This is a genomic window from Streptomyces sp. E11-3 (assembly GCF_046540415.1).
GTDB lineage: Bacteria > Actinomycetota > Actinomycetes > Streptomycetales > Streptomycetaceae > Streptomyces.
Genome location: NZ_JAZGRL010000002.1, coordinates 1,851,248 through 1,864,465, shown reverse-complemented (window position 1 = coordinate 1,864,465; position 13,218 = coordinate 1,851,248). Strand labels below are relative to the sequence as shown.

At 69.9% G+C, this 13,218-nt stretch carries 12 protein-coding genes; 4 read left to right on the top strand and 8 right to left on the bottom strand.

Going from position 1 to position 13,218, the window contains the following annotated elements; genetic code table 11:
* Positions 1-297: 297 nt before the first annotated feature.
* Entirely contained in the window at positions 298-1,116 is an 819-nt protein-coding gene (locus tag U9R90_RS27555; protein WP_411059381.1) for a serine hydrolase domain-containing protein, read from the bottom strand.
* 101 nt (positions 1,117-1,217) lie between these two features.
* Between U9R90_RS27555 and U9R90_RS27550 the strand changes: the two genes are divergently transcribed.
* The 3 genes from U9R90_RS27550 to U9R90_RS27540 are packed head-to-tail and all read left to right on the top strand — an operon-like array spanning position 1,218 to position 3,569.
* A complete protein-coding gene (locus tag U9R90_RS27550) occupies positions 1,218-2,036 on the top strand; it encodes a pentapeptide repeat-containing protein (RefSeq protein ID WP_411059380.1) in 819 nt (272 codons plus the stop codon).
* A gap of 52 nt (positions 2,037-2,088) precedes the next feature.
* On the top strand, positions 2,089-2,553 hold the full coding sequence (locus U9R90_RS27545) for a MerR family transcriptional regulator (RefSeq protein WP_411059379.1): 465 nt from the start codon (positions 2,089-2,091) through the stop codon (positions 2,551-2,553).
* A 5-nt stretch (positions 2,554-2,558) separates the two neighbouring features.
* Positions 2,559-3,569 (top strand): aldo/keto reductase, encoded by a 1,011-nt coding sequence (locus U9R90_RS27540; RefSeq protein WP_411059378.1) that lies wholly within the window; start codon positions 2,559-2,561, stop codon positions 3,567-3,569.
* A gap of 55 nt (positions 3,570-3,624) precedes the next feature.
* On the opposite strand, the gene U9R90_RS27535 is transcribed toward U9R90_RS27540, so the two are convergent.
* From U9R90_RS27535 to U9R90_RS27505, 7 genes are all read right to left on the bottom strand, one after another.
* On the bottom strand, positions 3,625-4,857 hold the full coding sequence (locus tag U9R90_RS27535; RefSeq protein WP_411059377.1) for an acyltransferase family protein: 1,233 nt from the start codon (positions 4,855-4,857) through the stop codon (positions 3,625-3,627).
* Positions 4,858-4,920: 63 nt separating this feature from the next.
* On the bottom strand, positions 4,921-6,051 hold the full coding sequence (locus U9R90_RS27530; protein WP_411059376.1) for an alpha/beta hydrolase: 1,131 nt from the start codon (positions 6,049-6,051) through the stop codon (positions 4,921-4,923).
* Between the two features lie 122 nt (positions 6,052-6,173).
* Positions 6,174-6,854, bottom strand: a complete 681-nt coding sequence (locus U9R90_RS27525; protein ID WP_411059375.1) for a response regulator — start codon at positions 6,852-6,854, stop codon at positions 6,174-6,176.
* Positions 6,851-8,167 (bottom strand): sensor histidine kinase, encoded by a 1,317-nt coding sequence (locus tag U9R90_RS27520; protein WP_411059374.1) that lies wholly within the window; start codon positions 8,165-8,167, stop codon positions 6,851-6,853. The genes U9R90_RS27525 and U9R90_RS27520 overlap by 4 nt, the downstream gene beginning before the upstream one ends.
* 121 nt (positions 8,168-8,288) lie before the next feature.
* Positions 8,289-8,864: a TerD family protein gene (locus U9R90_RS27515; protein ID WP_411059373.1), complete on the bottom strand. Its 576-nt coding sequence runs from the start codon at positions 8,862-8,864 to the stop codon at positions 8,289-8,291.
* Between the two features lie 148 nt (positions 8,865-9,012).
* Positions 9,013-9,471 (bottom strand): peroxiredoxin, encoded by a 459-nt coding sequence (locus tag U9R90_RS27510; RefSeq protein WP_411059372.1) that lies wholly within the window; start codon positions 9,469-9,471, stop codon positions 9,013-9,015.
* A gap of 172 nt (positions 9,472-9,643) precedes the next feature.
* Entirely contained in the window at positions 9,644-10,081 is a 438-nt protein-coding gene (locus U9R90_RS27505) for a DUF3052 domain-containing protein (RefSeq protein ID WP_411059371.1), read from the bottom strand.
* Between the two features lie 362 nt (positions 10,082-10,443).
* Here U9R90_RS27505 and aceE point away from each other — a divergent pair, with 362 nt between their 5' ends.
* Positions 10,444-13,176 (top strand): pyruvate dehydrogenase (acetyl-transferring), homodimeric type, encoded by a 2,733-nt coding sequence (gene aceE / locus U9R90_RS27500; protein ID WP_411059370.1) that lies wholly within the window; start codon positions 10,444-10,446, stop codon positions 13,174-13,176.
* The last annotated feature ends 42 nt before the right edge of the window (positions 13,177-13,218 follow it).

Sequence of the window (13,218 nt, the reverse complement as noted above, 5' to 3'; positions counted from 1 at the left end):
GCTGGGGGGAGTCGGGCTGGGGGCGGGGGACGCGGTGCGTGTAGAGGGGGAGAGTGGGCTTGAGGTGGTTGCCGCGGGCTCTGCCTCCGCGGAGGTGCTCTTCTGGGAGTTGTAAGGCCTCCGCTGGTCGGTGTGCGCGCTGTCCGGTCGTGGGTCGGGGCCCCGCCGGGGGGTACGTGCTCACGCTGAACGCGCACCCCGTGGGATGTGGCGCGCCCGGTGGTGACAGTCAGCGCTGCGCGCGCACCCCCCGCCGTGTCCCCTTACGTCGGTTGTGCGTCCTGAGGTCCGCTTGTCCTACGCGTGTGTGAGTTCCGCCAGTACCGCGTCCGTGAACGGGGGCCAGGCCTCGATCGCCCACGGGCCGAACGCCCGGTCCGTCAGGGCTACGCAGGCTGCGGCTGCGGTCGGGTCTACCCACAGGAACGTGCCCGACTGGCCGAAGTGGCCGAACGTGGCGGGTGAGGATGTGGTGCCTGTCCAGTGTGGGGACTTGGTGGCTCTGATCTCGAAGCCCAGGCCCCAGTCGTTGGGCTTCTGGTGGCCGTAGCCGGGGAGAATTCCGGACAGACCGGGGTGTACCACGGTCATCGCCTCCAGGACCGTACGCGGGTCGAGGAGCTGTGGGGCCTGGAGTTCCGCGGCGAAGCGGGTCAGGTCGTCCACGGTGGAGATGCCGTCCTTGGCGGGTGAGCCGTCCAGGGACGTCTGCGTCATGCCGAGCGGCTCGAACACCGCCTGTCGTACGTACTCGGCGAACGGGATGTCCGTCGCCTTGGCGATGTGGTCGCCCAGCACCTCGAAGCCCGCGTTCGAGTAGAGGCGGCGGGTGGCGGGCGGGGCCGTCACCCGGTGCTCGTCGAAAGCGAGGCCGCTGGTGTGCGCGAGCAGGTGGCGGATCGTGGAGCCCTCGGGTCCGGCCGGCTCGTCCAGTTCGACCGCGCCCTCCTCGTACGCGACCAGCGCGGCGTACGCGGCCAGCGGCTTGGTGACCGAGGCGAGTGGGAAGCGTCGGGAGGTGGGGCCGTGGGTCCCTGCGACGGTGCCGTTCGCTCGGACTACGGCGGCGGCCGCGGTGGGCACCGGCCAGTTCTCGATCATCGCCAGGCTCTGCATACGTACGAGCCTAGTGCGTGGCGGATGGACGGCTTGGGGCGGGCCGCGGCGTGCGGGAGAATGGGTGCTCGGTCTCTGTTTGTCGTAGGAGCGTACGTATCTTGTCCCCGTCGTCCGAAGCCTTCACCGGGCCCAATCTCCTTGCTGACTGCGGCAGTTGCTTCGGGCTCTGCTGTGTCGCGCTGCCCTTCGCCGCCTCGGCCGACTTCGCCGTCGACAAGGCCGCGGGTACCCCGTGCAAGAACCTGGCGGCGGACTTCCGCTGCGGCATCCATGCCCGGCTGCGTGAGACGGGCTACTCCGGCTGCACCGTCTTCGACTGCTTCGGCGCGGGGCAGCAGGTGTCCCAGGTCACCTTCGGCGGGCGGGACTGGCGTCAGGCGCCGGACAGCCGTCGGCAGATGTTCGATGTGTTTCCTGTCATGCGTCAGCTCCATGAGCTGCTTTGGTACGTCACCGAGGCTCTGGAGCTGGCGAAGGCCCGCCCTGTGCACGGCGAGCTGCGGAGCGTCCTTGATGACCTTCAGGGTTATGCCGGTGCCGATGCGGACGCGCTGCTGAAGCTGGATGTGGCGCGGGTGCGTGGTGAGGTGAGCGAGCTGCTGTTGCGTGCCAGTGAGCTGGTGCGGGCCGAGGTGCCGGGGCGGAAGAACCGCCGTGGTGCCGATCTGGTCGGGGCCCGCCTGCGCGGCGCGGACCTGCGGGGCGCCAATCTGCGCGGTGCCCTGCTCGTCGCGGCGGACCTGAGCGGAGCCGACCTGAGGACGGCCGACCTGATCGGCGCGGACCTGCGCGGCGCGGACCTGAGTGGGGCCGACCTTACGGGTGCGGTCTTCGTTACCCAGGCTCAGCTCAACGCGGCGAAGGGGGACGCGGAGACCCGGCTTCCGGGGCAGCTCGGGCGTCCTGGGCACTGGTGAGATCTTATTTCTCCTTGCTTGGAGTGCACTCCAAGGTCCTAGCGTTGACGCCATGACGGTGACGGAGAGCACGCCCGTACGCACAGGAACGACGAACGTCTGCACCGCGCCACCACCCCCGCATCCGCGCCCCGAGGGGCAGGACCGCTACACGATCAGCGAGGTCGCCGCCTTCACCGGCCTGACCGCGCACACCCTGCGGTGGTACGAGCGGATCGGCCTGATGCCGCATATCGACCGGTCGCACACCGGTCAGCGGCGCTTCACCAACCGCGACCTGGACTGGCTCGAGTTCGTCGGCAAGCTGCGGCTGACCGGCATGCCGGTCGCGGGGATGGTCCGCTATGCCGAGCTGGTGCGCCAGGGCGAGCACACCTTCGACGAGCGCCAGCAGCTTCTGGAGGAGACCCGGCGCGATGTGCGGGCCCGGATCGCGGAGCTCCAGGACACGCTCTCCGTACTCGACTACAAGATCGACCACTATGCGGGCGCCCGGCGGGCGCCAGAGGGAGCCTGAAGTTGATGAGTGAGATGGCTGCGGTGCGGTTGGGGACGGATGGGCCCGAGGTCGGTGTTCAGGGACTCGGCTGCATGGGGATGAGTTTCGCGTACGGTCCGACCGACGCGGACGCGGCGCGGGCCACGCTGGAGCGGGCGCTCGAACTGGGCGTCACGTTGTATGACACCGCCGACATGTATGGCTTCGGTGAGAACGAGAAGTTCATCGCGCCGTTCGTCCAGGCGCACCGGGAGGACATCGTTCTCGCGACCAAGTTCGGCATCGTGCTGGATCGCGATGATCCGGCCAAGCGCGGTATCCGCAACGACCGGGCGTATGTGAGGGAGTGCGTCGAGGGCAGTCTGCGGCGGCTCGGTGTGGATTGTATTGATTTGTACTATATGCATCGGCGGGATGTGAACGTTCCGATCGAGGAGTCGGTCGGGGCGATGGCGGAGCTGGTCGCGGAGGGCAAGGTCAAGCACCTGGGGCTGAGCGAGGTCACCGGGCCCGAGCTGGCCGCGGCGCACGCCGTGCACCCGATCGCCGCCGTGCAGTCCGAGTGGTCGGTCTTCAGCCGTGACGTGGAGGCCGCGGTGGTGCCCACGGCGGCTCGGCTCGGCGTCGGGTTCGTGCCCTATTCGCCGCTCGGCCGGGGCTTTCTGACCGGCGCGTTCGTCAACGCCGGCGCGGAGCTGGGGGCGGACGACTTCCGGCGTACGCTGCCGCGCTTCAACGGCGAGAACGCGGCGGTCAACGCGGCGCTCCTGGAACCGCTGCGGGCGGTGGCCTCGGCGCGCGGGGTGACGTTGGGGCAGGTGGCGTTGGCGTGGGTGCAGCAGCGGGCGGCGGTGCATGGGCTGGCCGTGGTGCCGATTCCTGGTACGCGGAAGACGGCGCGCGTTGAGGAGAACACCGGCGCGACCCGGATCACCCTCAGCGAGGAGGAGTTGGCGCTGCTGGAGCCGATCGCGGGGAAGGTCGCGGGTGGGCGCTATGCGGATATGGCGTTCACTTCGGCGGGGCGGGAGTAGTTCCGCCCATTCGGTCCGGTCGGTGATGTGAGGGCGGGGGGCTTGTCCCCCAGCCCTACGCCAGGCCCAGCGCGAACACCGCGAAGCCCGCCGCCAGTAGGCCCGCCAGCGCGCGCCGTGCACTCGATGCCGGGGTTCCCGTCCGCCACGGTGCCTCGAACCGCCGTGTGTGTCGTGCCATCAGGATCAGCAGGCCCGCGAACACCGGTAGCCACGCCGCGCGCGCCGCGATCCAGGCCAGCGTGTCCGGGGCCGTGGTCAGCCCCGCGACTTCGCCCAGGAGCGACGCGGGTGCCGCCGTCGCGAACATCGCCGTCTGGTGCCAGCACAGGATCGTCATCGCGGAGAGGTTGACTACGACGACCGGGGCCCACAGGGCGGGGCGGCGCAGCAGGCTTCCCAGGCGGTCGCTAAGCAGGATCGCCGCGCCGCTCTGTGCGGCGGCGAGGGTCAGGACCAGGAGGGACGGGGGGTGGGAGTTGGTGCGGGCCTCGCCGGGGACGCCGACCATGGACGCGGGGTAGTGGAAGGCGAGCAGCAGGGTGGCGAAGAGCGCGGATCCGCCTAGCAGGAGCAGCCAGGCGCCCCGTGTGCCGAGCCTGCGTTCGGCCCAGCTGACGCCCAGTTGGTAGGCGAACATCCAGCCGGGGATGATGTTCAGCATGCTGAGCCAGGACGGCATGGCGTCCGCGTACGGTCCGTAGCGCAGGACGTCGACCACGGCGACGGTGGCGAGCAGTGGGGCGGCTGCCCAGGCGCCGAGTCGTTCGGTGGCGCGTACGCAGTACGGCGTGAGGGCGGTGATCGCCACGTACACGCCTACGAACCACAGGGGTTGGATCACCAGGGTCGATCCGGTGCGGAGGGTGGTGGCTGGTACGCCCGCCGTGTAGAGGACGGGGATCGCGGCCGCCCATACGGCGGTTACCCCGAGCACCGGCCTGCCGAGTCTGGCGACCCGGCTGCGGAGCCAGGCGCTGGTGGACTCGCCGCGTGCGGTGGTACGTCGGTAGGAGAGGGCCGAGGCGTAGCCGCCGACCAGGAAGAAGATGCCCAGCATCTGCAGGACCCAGCTGGCCGGGGCGAACGCCCCGAACGCCTCCAGCGGACTGGCGTTGCGCAGCGCCCCGTCCGCGTCGAGGGTGAAGCCGCCGAGCATCCAGTGGCCGAGGGGTACGGCCAGCAGGGCGAGGGCCCGTAGGCCGTCGATGGCGCGGTCGCGGTGCGCGGGGGTCCTGGCGTCGATGGACCGGGCGGCTTTGCGGAGCGCGGCGGCGCCGGTGGTCATGGTCGGTCCTCACCGTTGTGGGCATGCGTTCCGCAGGGCGGAACGGGTGGGCACAACTGCTCGCTACGGGGCAATCGTCGAACCAAGCCCGAGGGCGATACGGGCGAAGGCATTCAGCGAGTCCGTGCCGGGGGCGAAGTAGCCGCTGTGGCCCCGGGCCCCGCTCGCCGGGACCCGTTGGGCCCCGAACCCGGCCGCCGTGGGATCGGTCCCGTGGCCAAGGCCGAGCAACTCGACGTTGGGGACGTTGTCGATCCAGTCGGAGTCGTTCTTGGCGGCCCAGACGCGGGCCGTCGTCTTGAGGTCGGTGGCTTTGTCCGCGCGCATGCCGGGCGACGCGGCCACCACGATGTCGGACGCGGGCATGTCCGCCGCGGCCAGGCCGCAGACCACGGAGCCGTAGCTGTGGCAGAACACGGCCGGGTCGGGGGTGCCGGACGCGGTCAGGCCCTGGACGAAGCGGGCCAGCCGTGGCGCGCCCGCCTCCGCGAGGCGGCCCGTCGCGGCGTCCGGGCCGATGCCGACCGGCGTGGTGTAGCCGGTCCAGGCGATCACGGCCGTGCGCTCCTCCGTGGCCGCGTACAGCGAGCGGGCCATCCCGGCCGGGGTGCCGTACGGGTTGCTCGTACGGTCGAAGCTGGTCAGGTCGATGTCCGAGCCGGGGACGATGACCGAGACATGCTCGGCGGCCGTCAAGTCGCCGTAGACCTCGGCGATCTGGCCGCGCCCACGGGGGTCGAAGGCGAGGATCTGGCGGCCGTCGGAGAGGAGTCGGGTGTAGCGGTCGGCTCGGGTGCGGGCCGCTTCGTGGTCACGGGAGGGGAGTTCGGGGTCGGTGGCGCGGGTCCGCTGCTTGGCGCGCTCGTCTTTGAGGGCTTGGGCGTTGGCCGTGTAGCGGAGGGTGACCGGGGCGCCGTCCAGGTTGCCGACCACCAGGGCGTGTCGGGTGGCGAGTTCGTGTTGCTGGTCGGCGGTCAGTGTGGCGAAGAAGGCGGCCACCTGGGTGGGGGATGCCGTTGCCGGGTCGGGCAACTGGCGGCCCAGGTCGCGGTCGGCGCGCCAGGAGCTGACGCCGGGGACCGGGCCGGTGACGGGCTGCTGCTCGTTGCCGAGGGCCCAGCCCGCCGTTCCGGCCACGACGGTCGTCGTGAGCGCGGCGGCCACCAGGGTTCTCTTGAAGCGAGGGGTGTGCATCGTCGCCCGTCTTCCTCTTCGTCCGTCGTGTTCGCTGACGGGGTGGAAGGTAGGAAGACGGGCTCGGCGTGGGCGTCACACCGGAGCGCCAAGTGTGAGGTCGTACCCGGGTATTACTCCGCCTAGTTCGCGTCGCCCGGGGCCACCAGGCCCGATTCGTAGGCGAAGATCACCGCTTGGGCGCGGTCGCGCAGGTCGAGTTTGGCCAGTACGCGGCCAATGTGGGTTTTGACGGTCTGTTCGGCCAGGACGAGGCCTTTCGCGATCTCCTGGTTGGAGAGGCCGCGGGCGATCAGTTCCAGGACCTCTGTCTCGCGTGGGGTGAGGCCGTTGAGGCGGAGGGCGGGGTCCTTGCGGGGTGCCGGGCGCTGCTTGGCGAAGTCCGCGATCAGGCGGCGGGTCACCGAGGGGGCCAGCAGGGCGTCGCCGGAGGCGACCACGCGGACCGCGGCGATCAGGTCGGCGGGTGGCGCGTCCTTGAGGAGGAAGCCCGAGGCTCCCGCGCGGAGCGCCTCGTAGACGTAGTCGTCCACGTCGAAGGTGGTGAGCATGAGGACCTTGGGGCGGTGGACGACCCCTGGGGGTGGGTCGAGGAGTGCGCGGGCCGCCGCCAGTCCGTCCATCTCCGGCATGCGTACGTCCATCAGCACGACGTCGGGGTGGGTCGAGCGGCTGACCTCGATGCCCTGCTTGCCGTCCGGTGCCTCGCCCACCACGTCGATGTCGGTCTGCGCGGACAGCAGCGCGGCGAACCCCGCCCGCACCATGGCCTGGTCGTCGACGATGATCACCCGGATGGTCACGGAGCGGTGCCCTTCGTACGCAGCGGAAGCCGGGCCGCGACCCGGAAGCCGCCGTCCGGCAGTGGGCCCACGTCCAGCGAGCCGCCGGTCAACCGTACGCGCTCGCGCATCCCGACCAGGCCGTGGCCGGTGCCGCTGGTCTCCAGCGCGGAACCCGGTGTGGTGGCGGGGCCGTTGACCACCAGGACCGTCAGGTCGTTGTCGTCGGAGGTTACCGAGACCCGGGTGGCTGCTCCTGGGGCGTGGCGTACCACGTTGGACAGTGCCTCCTGGGCGATGCGGTAGGCGGACAGGTCGACCGCCTGGGGTACCGCGCCGAGTTCGGCGGCGAGGGAGAGTTCGGCCGGGACTCCGGCTCGTACCGTGGTCTCTACGAGTTGCTGGAGTTTGTCCAGGCCGGGCTGTGGGGCCCGCTCGCCCTGGGCGTCCTCGCTGCGCAGCACCGCGAGCAGCCGCCGCATCTCGGTCAGGGACTCGCGGGCGCTCGCGGCGATGGTGGTGAACTCCTCGCGCGCTTCGGGTGGGAGGTGCTGGATGCGGTACGGGGCCGAGTCGGCCTGCACGGTGATCACCGACATGTGGTGGGCGACCACGTCGTGCAACTCCCGTGCGATACGGGTGCGTTCCTCCAGCAGGGTGCGGCGGGAGCGTTCGGCCTCGCTGATCGTCTCCTGTTCGGCCAGCTGGCGCTGGGCCTCGCCGCGTTCGCGCAGGGCCGCGGTGACGACCAGGACGACGCCGCTGAGGACGAAGAGGAGGAGGTGGATGCCGTCGCTCTTGTCCTGGGAGATGAGTTCGAAGACCAGGCCCGCGGCGCCGGTCGTCAGCCAGACGGCGAGCAGCGTACGGCGTGACTCGCGTACCGCGAGCAGGACCATCAGCAGGAGGTAGCCGACGACGACCATGGGGGTCCACGGCCAGGAGCGGTCGGTGACCCCGTCGGCGGCGAGCAGGGCGAATCCGCCCAGCACGTCGGCGGCGAAGATGATCCACCAGGCGGGCAGGGGGCGTCTCAGGGCGAGTAGCAGGGGGGCGGTCTGCGCGGTCGCGAGGGCCCCGGCGAGGGCGCCGGGGACCCGGTAGTCCTGGACCAGGACGGTGACCGTCACCGGCAGGAGCGCGGCGATCGCCCCCATCACGATCACGTACGGCAGCGCCCGCACCCAGGCCCTGGACGCCTGCGCGAGTGGTACCCGGTCGGACGGGCTGGGCGTCGACAGGGCCGCGCCCAGGTCCCGGAGTCCGGTGTGGGCGGCGGTGAGCAGGCGGCGGCGGGCCTGGGCGCGATCCGGGGGCGGGGGTGAGGTACTCATGGCCTGATCAGGGTAGGCAGGCCCCGGCCGGTGGGGCGTCATACCGGGGTAGCGGGATGCCGCCCATACCTGGGTGTGAGCGGNTGGTGGGGGGCGCCGGACGACGAAAAGAACGCGAGGCTCAGACGTTGACGCCGAAGTCCTGCGCGATGCCGCGCAGACCGGAGGCGTACCCCTGGCCGACGGCGCGGAACTTCCACTCCGCGCCGTTGCGGTACAGCTCGCCGAAGACCATCGCGGTCTCGGTGGAGGCGTCCTCGGAGAGGTCGTAGCGGGCCAGCTCGGCGCCGCCGGTCTCGTTCACGACGCGGATGTACGCGTTGCGCACCTGCCCGAAGGACTGCTGGCGGGACTCGGCCTCGTAGATCGAGACCGGGAAGACGATCTTGTCCACGTCGGCCGGTACGCCGGCGAGGTTCACCTTGATGACCTCGTCGTCGCCCTCGCCCTCACCGGTGAGGTTGTCACCGGTGTGCTCGACGGAGCCGTCGGGGCTCTTGAGGTTGTTGAAGAACACGAAGTTCTGGTCGTTGGCGACCTTGCCCGCGGCGTTCGTCAGCAGCGCGCTGGCGTCGAGGTCGAAGTCACCACCGGTGGTGGTGCGGGCGTCCCAGCCGAGACCCACGATGACCGCGGTCAGGCCGGGGGCCTCCTTGCTCAGTGAGACGTTGCCACCCTTGCTGAGGCTGACTCCCACGGGTCCTCCCTAAATTGGTGTCGAGGGCCTAGCCCCCAAGTAGTGCGTGTGCATCGGATCAACGATCCGATCCTAGTGACGGGTTCCCGCCCGAGACAGGATCAGGGCCGGATCGGGGCAGGATAAGAACCGGATCAACGGGACCGGATCAGAGCGAGCCGAGCGCCTTGGCGTAGTCGCTCAGGTCGCGGGCGTCGGGGAGGCCGTTGACGACGGTCCAGCGGACCACGCCCTCCTTGTCGATGATGAACGTGCCGCGCACCGCGCAGCCCTTCTCCTCGTCGAAGACGCCGTACGCGCGCGAGGCCTCGCCGTGCGGCCAGAAGTCCGACAGCAGCGGGTAGTCGAGCCCCTCCTTCTCGGCGAAGACGCGCAGGGTGAACGGCGAGTCGTTGGACACCGCGAGCAGCTGGACGTCGTCGTTGACGAACTTCGGCAGCTCGTCGCGCAGCGCGCACAGCTCACCGGTGCACACACCGGTGAAAGCGAACGGATAGAAGAGCAGCACCACGTTCTTCTCGCCACGGAAGTCCGAAAGCCGCACGGCCTGGCCGTGCTGGTCCTTCAGCTCGAAGTCCGGGGCCTTGGTGCCTGCCTCGATCGCCATGAGATACGCGTCCCTTCAGCGGAGCGGAACCTGTGCCGTTAGGCCACAGGGGTGAGAACGAGACCACCCTACGCATCGCGCGGCGCGCCCGGTGCACAAGGCGGAGCCCCCGCCGACCGAGGTCGACGGGGGCTCCATGGCGTGAAAGGCCCGGCTCATGCGGGCGGGTGGCTCAGCGCTTGGACTTCGCCGTCTTCGGGGTGACCAGACGGCTGCCGTTCCAGTCCTTGCCCGCGTTGATGGTCTTGGTCTGCGAGAGACCCGCGGTCTGCGCGGCTTCGTTCATGTCGCTGGGCTCGACATAGCCGTCGCGGCCGGTCTTCGGGGTCATCAGCCAGACCGGGGCACCGTCGTCGACCAGCTGGGATGCGTCCACCAGCGCGTCCGTCAGGTCGCCGTCGTCCTCTCGGAACCACAGCACCACAGCATCGGCAACGTCGTCGTACTCCTCGTCGACGAGCTCGCTGCCGATGAGCTCTTCAATGGACTCGCGGAGTTCGTGATCGACGTCTTCGTCGAAGCCGATCTCCTGGACCACCTGCTCGGGCTGGAAACCCAGCCTTGCGGCGGGGTTGGTCCGCTCCTCCGCGTGGTCCGCGGTCGCGCTCACGGGTTGCCTCCTGATCATGTTTTGGAAGATGTTTTCAGCCGCGCGCATACGCGAGGCACTGGCCGTAGTCCACACGGGCGGGGCGGATCGCGCAAGTACCCGGCCTACGAGACCGCCGAAACGGTGACGTTCCCGGCCGTGTCACCGCAACTCAATCCCCGCCTCTGTGTCCGATTCGACGTCCGTTTTAAGCCTGATCGGTGATTCATCACACATCGCACCACCTGTCGCGGTGCGCCGCGCCGGAGGTTACCCCTCGGTACAGATGACGTTTGGGCCGCCTGGGTAGACGATGGGGACCGGCGCCAACCCCATGCGACGCCCACCCATGCAGCCAGCACGACCGACAGCGAAGGAACAGCGTGGCTTCCGGATCAGATCGCAACCCGATCATCATTGGCGGCCTTCCCAGCCAGGTCCCGGACTTTGATCCCGAAGAGACTCAGGAGTGGCTCGAGTCGCTCGACGCGGCCGTCGACGAGCGCGGTCGCGAGCGTGCCCGCTACCTGATGCTCCGGCTGATCGAACGGGCCCGTGAGAAGCGCGTCGCCGTACCCGAGATGCGCAGCTCGGACTACGTCAACACGATCGCCACCAAGGACGAGCCGTTCTTCCCCGGCAACGAGGAGATCGAGCGCAAGATCCTGAACGCGACCCGCTGGAACGCGGCCGTCATGGTCTCCCGCGCCCAGCGCCCCGGCATCGGCGTGGGCGGCCACATCGCCACCTTCGCCTCGTCGGCCTCCCTGTACGACGTGGGCTTCAACCACTTCTTCCGCGGCAAGGACGAGGGCGACGGCGGCGACCAGATCTTCTTCCAGGGCCACGCGTCGCCGGGTATCTACGCCCGCGCGTTCCTTCTGGACCGGCTCTCCGAGCCGCAGCTGGACGGGTTCCGCCAGGAGAAGTCGAAGTCCCCCAACGGCCTGTCCAGCTACCCGCACCCGCGGTCGATGCCGGACTTCTGGGAGTTCCCGACCGTCTCCATGGGCCTCGGCCCGCTCGGTGCGATCTACCAGGCCCGGATGAACCGCTACATGGAGGCACGCGGCATCGCCGACACCTCCAAGTCGCACGTCTGGGCGTATCTGGGCGACGGCGAGATGGACGAGCCCGAGTCGCTCGGCCAGCTGTCCATCGCCGCCCGTGAGGGCCTGGACAACCTGACCTTCGTCGTCAACTGCAACCTGCAGCGCCTGGACGGCCCGGTACGCGGCAACGGCAAGATCATCCAGGAGCTGGAGTCGCAGTTCCGCGGCGCCGGCTGGAACGTCATCAAGCTGATCTGGGACCGCTCCTGGGACCCGCTGCTGGCCCAGGACCGCGACGGCATCCTGGTCAACAAGATGAACAAGACCCCGGACGGCCAGTTCCAGACGTACGCCACCGAGACCGGCGCGTATATCCGCGAGCACTTCTTCGGCGACGACCACCGGCTGCGCGCGATGGCCGAGGGCATGACCGACGCCCAGCTGCTGCACCTGGGCCGCGGCGGCCACGACCACAAGAAGATCTACGCGGCGTACGCGGCGGCCAAGGCGCACAAGGGCCAGCCGACGGTGATCCTGGCGCAGACCGTCAAGGGCTGGACCCTCGGCCCGAACTTCGAGGGCCGCAACGCCACCCACCAGATGAAGAAGCTGACGGTCGACGACCTCAAGCACTTCCGCGACCGGCTGCACCTGCCGATCACCGACCAGCAGCTGGAGGACGGCGCCCCGCCGTACTACCACCCCGGCCGGAACTCCGAAGAGATCCAGTACATGCACGACCGCCGCAAGGGGCTCGGCGGTTACGTCCCGATCCGGGTGGTGCGTGCCAAGCCGCTCGCCCTGCCGGACGACAAGGCGTACGCGGCGGCCAGGAAGGGCTCCGGGCAGCAGTCGATCGCCACGACCATGGCGTTCGTCCGCATCCTGAAGGACCTGATGCGGGACAAGGAGATCGGCAAGCGCATCGTGCCGATCGCGCCCGACGAGTACCGCACCTTCGGTATGGACGCCTTCTTCCCGAGCGCCAAGATCTACAACCCGCTCGGCCAGCAGTACGAGTCGGTCGACCGCGAGCTGCTCCTGGCGTACAAGGAGTCGCCGACCGGCCAGATGCTGCACGACGGCATCACCGAGGCGGGCTGCACGGCGTCGCTGATCGCGGCGGGTTCGGCGTACGCCACGCACGGCGAACCGCTGATCCCGGTCTACGTCTTCTACTCGATGTTCGGTTTCCAGCGCACCGGAGACCAGTTCTGGCAGATGGCCGACCAGCTGGCGCGCGGCTTCGTCCTGGGTGCGACCGCGGGGCGTACGACGCTGACCGGTGAGGGTCTGCAGCACGCGGACGGCCACTCGCAGCTGCTCGCCTCGACCAACCCGGCCTGTGTCGCCTACGACCCGGCCTACAGCTACGAGATCGCGCATATCGTCAAGGACGGGCTGCGCCGGATGTACGGCCCGGACAGCGAGGACGTCTTCTACTACCTCACCGTCTACAACGAGCCGATCCAGCACCCGGCCGAGCCCGCCGGCACCGATGTCGAGGGCATCCTCAAGGGCATCCACCGGGTCCGGGCCGCGGACACGGGCACCATTCCGGCGCAGATCATGGCGTCCGGTGTCGCGGTGCCGTGGGCGATCGAGGCGCAGAAGATCCTCGCCGAGGAGTGGAACGTACGCGCCGACGTCTGGTCGGCGACCTCCTGGAACGAGCTGCGGCGGGACGCGGTCGAGGTGGAGGAGCACAACCTGCTGCACCCCGAGGAGGAGCAGCGCGTGCCGTACGTCACGCGGAAGCTGACCGGCGCCGAGGGGCCCTTCGTGGCCGTCTCGGACTGGATGCGCTCCGTACCCGACCAGATCTCGCGGTGGGTGCCCGGGCGCTACGCCTCGCTGGGGGCCGACGGTTTCGGATTCGCCGACACCCGTGGCGCGGCCCGCCGCTTCTTCCACATCGACGCGCAGTCGATCGTCCTGGCGGTGCTCACCGAGCTCGCCAAGGACGGCCGGGTCGACCGCTCGGCGCTGAAGCAGGCGATCGACCGCTACCAGCTGCTCGATGTCGCGGCGGCCGACCCGGGCGCGGCGGGCGGCGACGCGTAGGTCTTCGGCTCCGGGGGCGGCGGTGCCCGTGGGCACCGCCGC